The organism is Streptosporangium sp. NPDC006013, from assembly GCF_040614275.1.
In the GTDB taxonomy this organism is placed as follows: domain Bacteria; phylum Actinomycetota; class Actinomycetes; order Streptosporangiales; family Streptosporangiaceae; genus Streptosporangium.
In genome coordinates this window covers 1-12101 of sequence record NZ_JBEXUE010000314.1, presented here as the reverse complement: position 1 = coordinate 12101, position 12101 = coordinate 1, and the positions used below count along the sequence as shown (strand labels likewise).

Genomic DNA, 12101 nt, shown 5'->3' with positions numbered 1-12101 from the left:
ACCAAACGAGCACAGCGACACCCCGGGCTCCGTGATACTCCACCGGAAAGAAGAAGCCCCCGCCCCCTCCCGCCGGGAACGAATACCAGCGAAAGATCATCCGACCCGCCCTCCCCGGAATCGGGCAGTCCATGCCCCCGCCGCCCCTCCGGCCCCGGTGCGGAGCCGCGCCTCAAGGAACAGGACGTCCACGACGGACACCCCGACCACGACCCGCCCGGCTCCGGAGATCGGCTCCGGCGCCCGGTCCACCATCGGTACCTCTGGTCCCCCGAACCCGGTTACCTGGACAATGCGCATATCGATCACTCTCCCTCGATGCCTTCGCGCGCAGTCGCAAACCTCAGGTTCTGTTGATGCCGACCGACAACGAAAGGATCATGCCTGTGCACCCTCCCGCCCATGACCCGCAGGGCTACCGCGACCGTGTGAGAGGTTGCCTGCTGGGCGGCGCGCTCGGCGACGCGCTGGGGGCGCCCATCGAGTTCGAGTCGATCGGGAGGATCCGCAGGCAGCACGGACCCGCGGGAGTGACCGGGCTGGTCCCCGACTGGCGCGGCGCGGTGGGCATGATCACCGATGACACGCAGATGACGCTGTTCACCGTCGAGGGGTTGATCCGCGGCGGCGACGTCGGCGCGGTCCACCACGCCTACCTGCGCTGGCTGGACACCCAGCAGCAGCGCTCCCCCTGCCCTTCGGGGAACGACCCGATCCGCACCGGCCTGCTCCGCGAGCAGAGGTGGCTCTACTCCCGGCGGGCCCCCGGGAACGCCTGCCTGTCGGGCCTGCGACACCGGGGCTCGGTCGCCCCCGCGCCGTTCGGTGAGCCGGGGCCGGTCAACCCCGATTCCAAGGGCTGCGGAACGGTGATGCGCTCGGCCCCGTTCGGCCTGCGCGCACGGAGCCCCCGGAGTCCACGCCACGCCTTCGAGCTGGCCGCCGAGTGCGCCCAGCTCACCCATGGCCACCCCACCGGCTACCTCGCCGCCGGCGCCTTCGCGGCCATCGTGCACTTCCTGGTCACTCCCGCCGAGCAGACCTCGCCGGACATGGCGGAGGACATGACGGAGGACGAGCCGCTCGCGCGGGCCGTACGGCAGGCGACGGACCTGCTGGAGACGTACCCCTCGCACGAGGAGACCAGCCGGGCGCTGCGCACCGCCGTGTCCCTGGCGGCACAGGGTGGTCCGGGCCCGGAGCGGGTCGAGTCACTCGGCGGAGCGTGGGTCGCCGAGGAGGCGCTGGCCATCGCGGTCTACTGCGCCCTGGCGCACCCCGCGCCCGGCGACGTCGGGCGGGCGCTGCTGCTCGCGGTCAACCACTCCGGCGACAGCGACTCCACCGGGGCCGTCTGCGGCAACCTGCTGGGAGCCCGGCACGGCGAGGCCGCGCTTCCCGCCGGCTGGCTAGCCCACCTGGAGGGCCGCGACGCCATCACCGAGCTGGCGGACGACTTCGCGGCCTGGTCCACCGGAGATCACGAGATCACCGGCGCCTGGCTCAGGAAGTATCCCGGCGCCTGACGCCGATGTCGGCCGGGACTCCGGTTGCTCACCCACCTCCTGGCGACCTGTCGGAGCGACCATCACCATCCAGAGCATGTCGCCGTCCACCCGCGAACCCGCCCGGTCGGACTGAACGCCGAACCGGGCGGCTCGTCACGCGGTTCCCGTCTGCCGCCTGAGTTCGTGGCGGGCCAGGGAGTTCTTGTGCACCTCGTCCGGGCCGTCGGCGAAGCGGAGCGTGCGGATCATGGCGAATGCGGCGGCGAGAGGGAAGTCCTGGCTGAGGCCACCGGCCCCGTGCACCTGAATCGCCTTGTCCAGGATCCATTCCACGGTCTTGGGTGTGGCGATCTTGATGGCCTGGATCTCGGTGTGGGCGCCCTTGGCGCCGACGCCGTCCATCAACCAGGCGGTCTTGAGCACCAGCAGCCGCAGCTGCTCGACCCGGACCCGGGACTCGGCGATCCAGTCGCGGACGACTCCCTGCTCGGAGAGCGGCTTGCCGAAGGCGACCCGCTCGGAGGCGCGCCGGCACATCAGCTCGATCGCCTGCTCCGCGACACCGATCGACCGCATGCAGTGATGGATCCGGCCGCCCCCGAGGCGCGCCTGCGCGATCGCGAACCCGTCGCCCTCTCCGCCGATCAGGTTCCCGGCGGGCACGCGGACGTCGTCGAACGTGATCTCCGCATGCCCGCCGTGGTCGTGGTCGTCGTACCCCAGCACGTGCATACCGCGCCTGACCGTCATCCCGGGGGTGTCGCGCGGGACCAGGATCATCGACTGCTGCCTGTGCCGGCCCGCCGCCGGGTCCGTTTTCCCCATCACGATGAAGATCTCGGCATTGGGGTTCATGGCGCCGGTGATCCACCACTTGCGTCCGTTGACGACGTAGGAATCGCCGTCCCGCTCGATGCGGGTGCTGATGTTGGTCGCGTCGGAGGAGGCGACGTCGGGCTCGGTCATCGCGAAGGAGGACCGGATCTCACCGGCCAGCAGCGGGTGCAGCCACCGCTTCTGCTGCTCCTCGGTGCCGAACATGGCCAGCACCTCCATGTTGCCGGTGTCCGGCGCGGCGCAGTTGAGTGCCGCGGGAGCGATCCGGAGGCTACGTCCGGTGATCTCGGCCAGCGGCGCGTACTGCAGGTTCGTCAGTCCGGCACCGAACTCTCCCGGGAGGAAGAGGTTCCACAGTCCACGTTGCCGTGCCTCGGCGCGCAGTTCCCACAGCACCGGGACGGTGGACCAGGCCCAGGGGTTCCCGAGCGCGGCGAGCTGCTCGTCGAACACCGCCTCGGCGGGGTGGACGCTCTCGTCCATGAAGGCGAGCAGCCGTTCGCGCAGTTCCTCGGTCCTGGCGTCGAAGGTGAAATCCATCAGCGGTGCTCCTTCAGTGCGTCGAGTCCTGCCTTGATCAGGGGCTCCACGGCGGCGCCGACCGTGTCGAATCCGGCTCCGACGGTCTGCCCCCGGGTGTGGCGGCAGTGGATGCCCTCGAGGATCACGGCCAGCTTGAAGTAGGCCAGCCCGAGGTAGAAGCCCATATCCGACAGGTTCCGGCCACTCGCGACGGAGTAGCGGTCCAGGATCTCGCCGTCGGCGAGGTAGCCGGGTGCGGTCGAGACGTCGGGCAGGGTGTGATCGATCCCGAACGTCGCCAGACGCTGGTAGACCAGCAGCAGGGCGAGGTCGGTCAACGGGTCCCCGAGTGTCGCCATCTCCCAGTCCAGCACCGCGACGACGTCGCCCGAGCCGTCGACGAGCAGGTTGTCGAGCCGGAAGTCCCCGTGCACGATCGCGGGGGCCGGCGATTCGGGCACGCTCAGCCGGAGCCGGCGGTGCAGCTCCTCCGCACCGGTGAGGTCCCGGCTGTACGACGCGTCGAGCTGCCTCTTCCAGCGCCGTACCTGCCGTTGCAGAAACCCGGCCGGCCGCCCGAAGTCGGACAGCGCGACGTCCGCCGGATCCACGGCGTGCAGAACGGCGAGGGTGTCGACCATCCGCTCACAGATCGCCCGGGTCCGGTCCCGGCCCAGCGGCTCGACCTGGGAGGCCGTCCGGTACGGCGTCCCCTCGACCTTCTCCATCAGGTAGAACGGCGCACCGATCACGCCGAGGTCCTCGCAGAGCGCGTACGTCCGGGGAACCGGGACGCCGGTGGGGCCGAGCGCGGTGATCACGCGATGCTCCCGGGCCATGTCGTGCGCCGTGGCGAGCACGTGCCCCAGCGGGGGCCGGCGCAGGACCCACTCACCGGTGCCGTCACTCACCAGGTAGGTGAGGTTCGACTTGCCGCCGGCGATCACCTCCGCTCGGAGCGGACCGCCGACCAGCCCGGGCGCGGCATCGGCAAGGTAGGCCGCGACCCGGGCCAGATCCACCCCGGGAGGGTCGTCATGGCCCAGGGCGACGTCGCGCACCTCCTGGTCGGACATGTCAGGCCACCACCGTCGGGACGGTGCCGGCGACGCGGGCGGGCCTGTCACCGCCCTCCCGCCCGACGGTCGCCCGGCCGCGGGTGACGCCGGTGATCGTGTGCCGGTCGCGGTGGCCCAGGTGGGTGCCGACACCGTTGAACGTCCTCATTCGCGTCTCCTCGTCGTCTCCGCCGTCAGGCGCGGGGCCCGCCGGCGACATAGATCACCTGACCGGACACGAACGAGGCCTCCTCCCGTACGAAGAACGACACGGTCGCGGCGATGTCCTCGGGCCGGCCGACCCGGCCGACCGGGATCTCCTTGGCCGCCGCCGCCTTGAAGTGCTCGAACGGCACCCCGACCCGCTCGGCGGTGGCGGCGGTCATCTCGGTCTCGATGAACCCCGGCGCGATCGCGTTCACGGTGACCCCGAACCTGCCCAGCTCGATCGCCAGCGTCTTGGTGAAACCCTGCAGGCCGGCCTTGGCCGCGGCGTAGTTGGCCTGCCCCCGGTTGCCGAGCGCGGAGGTGCTGGACAGGTTCACGACGCGCCCCCATCCCGCCTCGGTCATGTGCTTCTGCGCGGCCCTGCTCATCAGGAAAGCCCCGCGCAGGTGCACGCCCATCACCGCGTCCCAGTCGGTCGCGGTCATCTTGAACAGCAGGTTGTCGCGGATGATGCCGGCGTTGTTCACCAGCACCGTCGGAGCGCCGAGCTCCCCGGCGACCCTGGCCACCGCGGCCTCCACCGCCTGCTCGTCGGCCACATCCACACCGACCGCCAGCGCCCTGCCACCGGCGGCCACGATCTCGTCCACCACCGGCTTGCACGCCGCCTCGTCCAGGTCCAGGACCGCCACGGCGAATCCGTCCTCGCCGAGCCGTTTCGCGACCGCGGCGCCGATGCCACGTGCGGCCCCGGTGACCATCGCGACGCGACCCGGCCGCCGGTTCTGCTGCTCGTTCACTTGGTCTCCTCTGATTGGTATGTCCGAGTCTTGATGTACTGAGAGTGGATCGCCCGGTGATCCCGCGACGGCCGTGGGGGCCGGCGGCTGCCTGCCTGGTCGGCCGGTCACCGACGCGGTGACCACGGACCGCCTTCCGGCGGCCGCGGCGCCGGAGGCCGTGTCACACGCCTCCGGTGAGGGTCACCCCTCCGTCGACCACGATGAGCTGACCGGTGAGCCATCCCGCGTCCTCCGAGAGCAGGAAGGCCACCACGCCGCCGATGTCCTCCGGCACGCCGAGCCGCTTGAGCGGGTAGGCCGACGCGACCTGCTCCTCCCTGCCCTCGTACAGCGCGGTCGCGAACCTCGTCTTCACCACCGCCGGGGCGACCGCGTTGACACGGACACCCGGACCGAGCTCGACCGCGAGCTCCTGGGTGATGTAGGTCAGCATCGCCTTGCTCGCGCCGTAGAAGCCGATGCCCGGCGCCGGCCTGACACCGGCCACCGAGGACACGTTGACCACCGAGCCGCCGTGCTCACCCATCCAGGCGCGGTGCGCCTGCTGAACCCAGGACAGCGCGGCGAGGCAGTTGACCTCGAAGATCTTGCGTGCCACCTCGACGTCGAGATCGAGCATGGGCCCGTAGACCGGGTTGATGCCGGTGTTGTTCACCAGCATGTCGACGCTGCCGAACGCCTCCAGGGTGCGCCGGACCGTGTCCGACTGGTGCTCGACGTCGTCGCTCCCGCCGGCGGACGCGATCGCGTGGCCGGGGCCGCCGAGAGCCCGTACCGCCTCCTCGAGCGCCTCCCGCTTGCGGGCGGTGACGCAGACCCGCGCGCCCTCGGCCACCAGCCGTTCCGCGATGGCGAAACCGATGCCGCGGCTGGCACCGGTCACGATCGCCGTCTTTCCCTCGAACCTCTTCGTCATCTCCGCGCTTCCCCGACCGCTCACTCCGCTGCTTTCCACGTTCTGCCGCCGGTCAGAGACCGAGGTCCCGGCCGATGAGCTCCTTCATGATCTCGTTGGAGCCGGCCCAGATCCTGGTCACGCGGGCATCGCGCCAGGCACGGGCCACGCGGTACTCGTTCATGTAGCCGTAGCCGCCGTGCAACTGGACACAGGCGTCGAGCACGTCGTTCTGCACCTGCGCCGACCACCACTTGGCCTTGGCCGCGTCCACCGCGCTCAGCTCTCCGGCGACGTGCGCCATGACCGCCTGGTCGACGTAGGCCTGGGACACCTCGATCTGGGTGACGAGCTCGGCAAGCAGGAACTTGTTGTGCTGGAAGGAGCCCACCGGCTGACCGAAGGCCTTGCGTTCCTTGACGTACTCGATGGTCTCCCGCAGGATCCGCGCGGCGTGCGCGACGTTGGAGACGGCCGCGCCGATCCGCTCCTGCGGCAGGCGCTCCATCATGTGAACGAAGCCACGGTCGATCTCACCGATGACGTTCGCATGCGGCACCCGGACGTTGTCGAAGAACAGCTCGGCGGTGTCGGACTCGGGCTGCCCGACCTTGTCGAGCTTCCGGCCGCGGCTGAAGCCGTCCATCCCTGTCTCGACACCGAACAGCGTGATCCCCTTGGCCCGCCTCTCCGGGCTGGTGCTGGCGGCCACCACCACCAGATCCGCCGAGTAGCCGTTGGTGATGAAGGTCTTCGAGCCGTTGAGCACCCAGCTGTCCCCGTCGCGCACCGCGGTGGTGCGCAGCGCGGCGAGATCCGAGCCGGCGCTCGGCTCCGTCATGCCGATCGCGGTGACCAGCTCTCCGGAGCAGAACCCGGGCAGCCACCGTTTCCGCTGCTCCTCGCCGACGAGCTCCACCAGGTACGGGGCCACCACGTCGTAGTGGATGCCGAAGGAGGAGCTCAGTGCCGCGGACACGCCGGCGAGCTCCTCCCCGAGAACGGCGTTGTAGCGGTAGTCCTCCGCGGCGGAACCGTCGTACCGCTCCGGAATCCCCAGTCCCAGGAACCCCTGCCGGCCCGCCTCGATCCAGAGATCCCGGGGGAACGCCCGAGCCTCGATGAACTGCTCAGTGCGCGGCCACACGTGCCGGTCCAGGAACGCCCGGACCGAGCCGCGGAACGCCTCGTGGTCGGAGCTGTAGATACTGCGCCTCAAGAGAACCTCGCACGAGCAGGCTGACTAAGCGCTTGCTTATCGCTAAGCGCTTGCTTAGCCTTCCTCAATTGCGACATCCTTGTCAACGCCCCAACCGCAAGGGGAGCTGGTGAGCCAGATCACAGAAAGTGGTGACGTGCCGGACGACCACCCGACGACGGGGGAAACCCGCCCTACGATCGCCCGCGACCGGCTGATCGCCGCCGCTGTGGAGTCCTTCGCCGCCAAGGGATTCCACGGCACGACCACCCGCGACATCGCGTCGGCGGCCGGGATGAGCCCGGCGGCCCTCTACGTGCACTACAAGTCCAAGGAGGAGCTGCTCTACCTGATCTCACGGTCGGGACACGACGTCACGCTGCGGCTCGTGCGAGAGGGCGCGGCGAGCTCGGACGACCCGGTGGAGCAACTCCTGGCGGTCGTCCGCGAGTTCACCATGCACCACGCCCGCAGCCACACGAGCGCACGCGTCGTCAACTACGAGCTCGCCGCGCTCAACCCGGAGCACCACAGGGAGATCAGCGCCGTCCGGCGCGCCATCGGGCAGGAGATACGTCAGATCGTGGAGGCCGGCGTCGCCGGCGGCGTGTTCCACACCTCCAACCCGCGGATGAGCGCGCTCGCACTGCTGTCGCTCGGCGTCGACGTCGCCCGGTGGTACCGCGAGGAGGGCGAGTGGAGTGACGAGGACATCGCCGGCCACTACTGCGAGCTCGCCCTGCGCATCGTCGGGGCACATCGTCGGGTCACACAGACAGGCGACGCCATGAGGTCACCCCTGCGTTCCTAGTCGGTGAGTACGGCTCCGGACCCGACGCCGGGCCCGGCCGGCGTGTGGGATCCGCGTACCCGCACCGCGAGCACCGCGGCCCATCCCCAGCCCAGGAGCGCGATGGCGCGGAGGAGCAGGCTCAGGGGCTGGGAGTTCTCGCCGTCGTCCGACAGCAGCCCCGCCAGCAGGTAGAGGGCGGGAAGCGCCACGCCCGTGGCCGCGCAGTAGAGCGCCCATCCGCGCTCTCCCCGTACGGCGAAATGACGGGTGAAGACGGAGCATGCCGCGACCAGCGAGACGAACCCCACGCCGAAGGCGGCACCGTGCAGGATGTAGCTCAAGCCGGGGGCATCGGGAGGACCCTGCGGCGCACCGGGCGGGTAGCCCCACGCCGGTTCGAAGCGGAAGACACCGGCGCCGACCAGGCCGGTCCCGTACGCGCCGATCAGTAGCGGCCCCCAGGTCCCGCCATGGCCTGGACGCAACGCCCGCCACAGCCCGACCGCGAACGCGATGTTCAGCAGCCCGGTGATGACGAAGTTGGCGATCTGGATCCATCCCAGGTCGCCCAGGCTCAGCATGCTGAGCGGCTGCCGCCTGGGGTCGAAACCCACGCGCGTGTAGTCCTGGATCACGACCGCGAGGATGAACAGCGGTCCGGCTACGGCACCACAGGTCAGCAGCGCCCTGGTCAGCCGCTGTTCTCGCACGTTGGACATGGCTCTCCCCTCTGTGACCGGCCTTCGCGGTCCGGCCCTGACTCCGCGCGGTGTCCGGCGCGCGAGCCTTCCTTAGCAGTGCTAAGGCGCGTCGCCGCCATGTTCCCTTAGCGCTGCTAAGGTGTCAACCGATGGGCGAGAACAAGCGGGGAGCTGGCCTGACCCGGCAGACGATGATCGATACAGCACTGCGACTGCTCGACGAGGTCGGCCTGGACGGGCTGACGGTGCGCCGGCTCGCCTCGGAGCTGGGCGTCCAGTCGCCCGCGCTCTACTGGCACCTGCGCAACAAGCAGGAGTTGCTCGACGGGATGGCCGACGCGATCGTCCTGGCCGCCGGGATGGGCCCGCCCCGCGACGGCGAGTCCTGGCAGGACTGGCTCACCCGCCGTGCCCGCGCATACCGCGACTCCCTGCTCGCCCACCGCGACGGCGCCCGCATCGTCTCCGGCGCCGCCGCCCTGAGCCCGGCGACGATCAGGATGTTCGACGAGGAGATGACCGCCATGGTCGGCCGCGGCTTCACCCCGGTCCTGGCACTGCGCACGATCACGGCCCTCACCCGTTACGTCAACGGATGCGTCCTCCAGGAGCAGACCGAACGCCAGGAGCACGCGGGCACGCCCGCGGACCGGCTCGCGGCGCTGGCCGGACTGCTCGACGGGGGTACGGAGGCCACCCTGCTCGTGGCGCTCCGCGAGAGCGGTGGTTCGCCCGGCGAGGACGCCTTCGAACACGGCCTCCGAGCCCTGATCGACGGCACGGCCGCCGCCCTGGCCCGCCGGCCCCCGCCCCACCCGGCCTGAGCCACTCACCCGACGGGATCCAGGCCACGCTCGGCCCTGACACGGCTGTTCCGTGACCGGGATTTGTCGGAGCCGGTTGGTAGTCATGGCGGCGCCCCCTATCGCTGGAGACGACCGTTGACTTCTGACATGGACCTGCTCACCGAGCTCTCCGCCGAGCAGCTCGGCTGGCTCGGCGACCTCGACCGGACTCGCGCTGACATGTTCGCCCGGCTCGACGAGCTCTACGTGCCGGAGCAACAGTGGCCCGCGCCGACGTTCACCGAGAGGGTCACCGCGGCGCTCGGGCCCGATCTCAGCGACGCGCAGTGGCGCGCGGTGGGAGTGTGGGCGCAGTTGCGGATGGGCGTGCCCCGCGACCGCGAACACGACCACCGCCCCGACCCCGCGCTGCTGGCCCTGCGGGTCGCCGAGCGGAAACTCGCCTGGACCGGCGACGAGATCGAGTTGCTCTGGCGGGCGGCGGCCGAGCCCGTCCTGCACAGTTACAGCTACCAGGCCCCACTGGCCATCCCGTGGGCGGTCATCGGAAAGCTCACCCACGAGGAACAACGCCGTTATCTTCTCCCGATTCGCCGGATCCAGGAGGTCATGACCGGCCTCCCATGGCACTCCTCCTCGCGGCTCAAGCGCGACCTGGACATTCTCCTGGCCGGGCACGCCGAGAACGACCCCGTAACGGCCACCGCCTGCCTGGCCGGCCGTGGTGACGACTTCGCCGTCCTGATGGCCACCGAGTACGGCTCGTGTCTCGGCGACTCCCGGGCGTTCCCCCTGCTGCGCCACTGGATGACCGCCACCACGGCACGTCCCAACCCCGCCTGGCTCGGGCAGGCCGCCGACCTGCTCATGCCGGACGCCGTCGTGCTCATCCGGGAGATCCTGGATCGGGTGCCCGCCCACCGGGAGTCGACCGTCCGGCACCAGAACGGCGATCACACGTGGACCACGACCACGTACCTCCACGGGCGCACCGCCACGCTGCTGCGCGGCATGGTGTGGACCTGCGAGCTGATCGACGAGCCGTGGACGGTCCCGCTGCTCGGAGAGGTGGCGTTGGCGGCGGGCACCGGAATCGGCGGGTCCGGGCCCAACTCGCGCTGCGAGATGCTGGTCAACGCCGCCCTGCTCGTACTGGGCCGGCACGGCGGTCTGGAGGTGGTGGCTCCGCTGGCCCGGATGCAGGCCAAGGTCAGGAAGAAGTCGATTCTGACGAAGGTCGCGCAGGTGCTGGACGCGGTGGCCGCCCACGCCGGGCTCAGCCGCGAGCAGTTACTCGACCGGACCGCGCCGACGTTCGGACTCGGCCCCGACGGCGTACGGGAGGAGAGGGCGGGCGAGCACGTCATCCGGCTGGCGCTGGACGAGGCGGGCACACCACTGCTGACCTTCCTCAACCCGGCGGGCAAACCAGTTAAAACAGCGCCGAAAGCGGTCAGGGAGAGCCACGGCGGGCTGCTCTCCGAGTTCAGGAACACGCTCAAGGAGATCCGCGGGACCCTGCCCGCCGAGCGGTTCCGCGTCGAGCGAGCGCTGGCCGAAGACCGGGTCTGGCGCTGGGGTCAGGTCGAGGAGTTCTTCCTCGACCACCCCGTCACCGGCGTCCACGGCAGGCGGCTGATCTGGCAGATCCTGCAGGGCCCCGCCGGGACACCGGTCAGGGCCGGCGACGGCTGGGAGCTCACCGACCCGCTCGGTCGCCGGATCCAGCCCCGCGCCGACACCCCGATGCAGCTCTGGCATCCCATCAGGGAGACCGTCGAGGAGGTCCGTGCCTGGCGCGACCATCTATTGGAGACCGGGTCACGGCAGCCGTTCAAGCAGGCCTTTCGCGAGGTCTACCTGCTCACCCCGGCCGAGGAGCGGTCCGGGACGCTCTCCAACCGCTTCGCGGGACACAGGCTGCGGTACGGCCAGGCCAAGGCGCTGCTGTCCGAACGTGGCTGGACCGGCCTCTCGCTCGGTCACTGGGACGCGGCGGGCGGCTCGGAGCAGGGCGAGGCCGTCAAGGACATCCTCGGCTGGCAGGCGCGCTGGGACATGCACCTGCCCTGGGAGTCCTGGGAGACCGACGGCGGAGGCACCGCCGCGTTCTGCCTCAGCGGCCCGATCCGGTTCCACCGCACCGACGAGGAGTCGTCGCAGGAGGAGTTCCACAGACCGGCACCGCTGACCGAGGTGCCGTCGCTGGTGCTGTCGGAGGTCATGCGTGACGCCGACCTCGCCGTCGGCGTCTCCTCCGTCGGTCTTGACCCCGAAGGACAGGGCGACTACTGGCACTCCTACAACTTCGGCGACCTCACCGAGACCGCCGAGATCCGCCGCGACGCCCTGACCCGGCTGCTCCCCCGCCTGCGCATCGCCGACCGGGCCGAACTCACCGACCGCTTCCTGCGGGTCCGCGGTGACCTGCGCGCCTACCGGATCCACCTGGGATCGGGCAACATCCTGATGGAGCCCAACGACGCCTATCTCTGCATCGTCCCCCGCGTCGGGTCCGACCAGGTCTTCCTGCCGTTCGAGGAGGAGGGCGGCATGCTCTCGGTCATCATCTCCAAGGCGTTCCTGCTGGCCGACGACACCGCGATCACCGACCCGTCCATCACCCGCCAGATCAAGGGCTGACCCGATGCCCGCGCCGCGCGTGCAGCCGCTGGATGTGGGCTTCCACGAGGCGGCGCACGCTACGGCGTTCGGGAAGGTGCTCCTCGCGCACCTGCCCGCCCGCCGGACCTACCTCGCCGAGTTCGGGCTTCATCGAACAGAACGGGCCGTGTCCCCTCGCGGTGCGAGG

At 70.5% G+C, this 12101-nt stretch carries 12 protein-coding genes; 4 read left to right on the top strand and 8 right to left on the bottom strand.

Features of this window, described 5'->3' with window-relative positions; genetic code table 11:
• Positions 1 to 96: 96 nt before the first annotated feature.
• Complete coding sequence (locus ABZ260_RS34905) at positions 97 to 300, bottom strand: hypothetical protein (protein WP_355626208.1); 204 nt, start codon at positions 298 to 300, stop codon at positions 97 to 99.
• Positions 301 to 380: 80 nt separating this feature from the next.
• On the opposite strand from ABZ260_RS34905, the gene ABZ260_RS34900 reads away from it, so the two are divergent.
• Positions 381 to 1526, top strand: a complete 1146-nt coding sequence (locus ABZ260_RS34900; protein ID WP_355626206.1) for an ADP-ribosylglycohydrolase family protein — start codon at positions 381 to 383, stop codon at positions 1524 to 1526.
• Positions 1527 to 1661: 135 nt separating this feature from the next.
• Here the strand turns inward: ABZ260_RS34900 and ABZ260_RS34895 are convergent, their stop codons facing one another.
• From ABZ260_RS34895 to ABZ260_RS34870, 6 genes are all read right to left on the bottom strand, one after another.
• Positions 1662 to 2885 carry an acyl-CoA dehydrogenase family protein gene (locus ABZ260_RS34895; protein WP_355626204.1) on the bottom strand — a complete coding sequence of 408 codons (1224 nt, stop codon included), beginning with the start codon at positions 2883 to 2885 and terminating at the stop codon, positions 1662 to 1664.
• Positions 2885 to 3943: a phosphotransferase family protein gene (locus ABZ260_RS34890; RefSeq protein ID WP_355626203.1), complete on the bottom strand. Its 1059-nt coding sequence runs from the start codon at positions 3941 to 3943 to the stop codon at positions 2885 to 2887. Before ABZ260_RS34890 ends, ABZ260_RS34895 begins: the two co-directional genes overlap by 1 nt.
• A 1-nt stretch (position 3944) precedes the next feature.
• The gene (locus tag ABZ260_RS34885; protein ID WP_355626201.1) at positions 3945 to 4094 is read right to left on the bottom strand and encodes a hypothetical protein; all 150 of its coding nucleotides are present in this window, start codon (positions 4092 to 4094) and stop codon (positions 3945 to 3947) included.
• Between the two features lie 25 nt (positions 4095 to 4119).
• Complete coding sequence (gene fabG, locus ABZ260_RS34880; protein ID WP_355626209.1) at positions 4120 to 4854, bottom strand: 3-oxoacyl-ACP reductase FabG; 735 nt, start codon at positions 4852 to 4854, stop codon at positions 4120 to 4122.
• 202 nt (positions 4855 to 5056) lie between these two features.
• Entirely contained in the window at positions 5057 to 5812 is a 756-nt protein-coding gene (locus tag ABZ260_RS34875) for an SDR family oxidoreductase (RefSeq protein WP_355626199.1), read from the bottom strand.
• Positions 5813 to 5864: 52 nt separating this feature from the next.
• The gene (locus ABZ260_RS34870; protein WP_355626197.1) at positions 5865 to 7010 is read right to left on the bottom strand and encodes an acyl-CoA dehydrogenase family protein; all 1146 of its coding nucleotides are present in this window, start codon (positions 7008 to 7010) and stop codon (positions 5865 to 5867) included.
• A gap of 109 nt (positions 7011 to 7119) precedes the next feature.
• Here ABZ260_RS34870 and ABZ260_RS34865 point away from each other — a divergent pair, with 109 nt between their 5' ends.
• Positions 7120 to 7800 (top strand): TetR/AcrR family transcriptional regulator, encoded by a 681-nt coding sequence (locus ABZ260_RS34865; protein WP_355626195.1) that lies wholly within the window; start codon positions 7120 to 7122, stop codon positions 7798 to 7800.
• Here the strand turns inward: ABZ260_RS34865 and ABZ260_RS34860 are convergent.
• Positions 7797 to 8501 carry a DUF998 domain-containing protein gene (locus ABZ260_RS34860; protein ID WP_355626193.1) on the bottom strand — a complete coding sequence of 235 codons (705 nt, stop codon included), beginning with the start codon at positions 8499 to 8501 and terminating at the stop codon, positions 7797 to 7799. The genes ABZ260_RS34865 and ABZ260_RS34860 overlap by 4 nt on opposite strands.
• Positions 8502 to 8632: 131 nt before the next feature.
• On the opposite strand from ABZ260_RS34860, the gene ABZ260_RS34855 reads away from it, so the two are divergent.
• Together ABZ260_RS34855 and ABZ260_RS34850 are read left to right on the top strand one after the other, a co-directional pair.
• Positions 8633 to 9307, top strand: a complete 675-nt coding sequence (locus ABZ260_RS34855) for a TetR/AcrR family transcriptional regulator C-terminal domain-containing protein (protein ID WP_350954920.1) — start codon at positions 8633 to 8635, stop codon at positions 9305 to 9307.
• Positions 9308 to 9424: 117 nt separating this feature from the next.
• Positions 9425 to 11932 (top strand): DUF4132 domain-containing protein, encoded by a 2508-nt coding sequence (locus ABZ260_RS34850; RefSeq protein WP_355626191.1) that lies wholly within the window; start codon positions 9425 to 9427, stop codon positions 11930 to 11932.
• Positions 11933 to 12101: the final 169 nt, after the last annotated feature.

Excerpts from the sequence above, each read along its gene's own strand:
- fabG (WP_355626209.1), bottom strand. The coding sequence starts at position 4,854 with ATGGTCACCGGGGCCGCACGTGGCATCGGCGCCGCGGTCGCGAAACGG.
- ABZ260_RS34905 (WP_355626208.1), bottom strand. The coding sequence starts at position 300 with ATGCGCATTGTCCAGGTAACCGGGTTCGGGGGACCAGAGGTACCGATG.
- ABZ260_RS34875 (WP_355626199.1), bottom strand. The coding sequence starts at position 5,812 with ATGACGAAGAGGTTCGAGGGAAAGACGGCGATCGTGACCGGTGCCAGC.
- ABZ260_RS34890 (WP_355626203.1), bottom strand. The coding sequence starts at position 3,943 with ATGTCCGACCAGGAGGTGCGCGACGTCGCCCTGGGCCATGACGACCCT.
- ABZ260_RS34855 (WP_350954920.1), top strand. The coding sequence starts at position 8,633 with ATGGGCGAGAACAAGCGGGGAGCTGGCCTGACCCGGCAGACGATGATC.
- ABZ260_RS34860 (WP_355626193.1), bottom strand. The coding sequence starts at position 8,501 with ATGTCCAACGTGCGAGAACAGCGGCTGACCAGGGCGCTGCTGACCTGT.
- ABZ260_RS34895 (WP_355626204.1), bottom strand. The coding sequence starts at position 2,885 with ATGGATTTCACCTTCGACGCCAGGACCGAGGAACTGCGCGAACGGCTG.
- ABZ260_RS34885 (WP_355626201.1), bottom strand. The coding sequence starts at position 4,094 with ATGAGGACGTTCAACGGTGTCGGCACCCACCTGGGCCACCGCGACCGG.
- ABZ260_RS34900 (WP_355626206.1), top strand. The coding sequence starts at position 381 with ATGCCTGTGCACCCTCCCGCCCATGACCCGCAGGGCTACCGCGACCGT.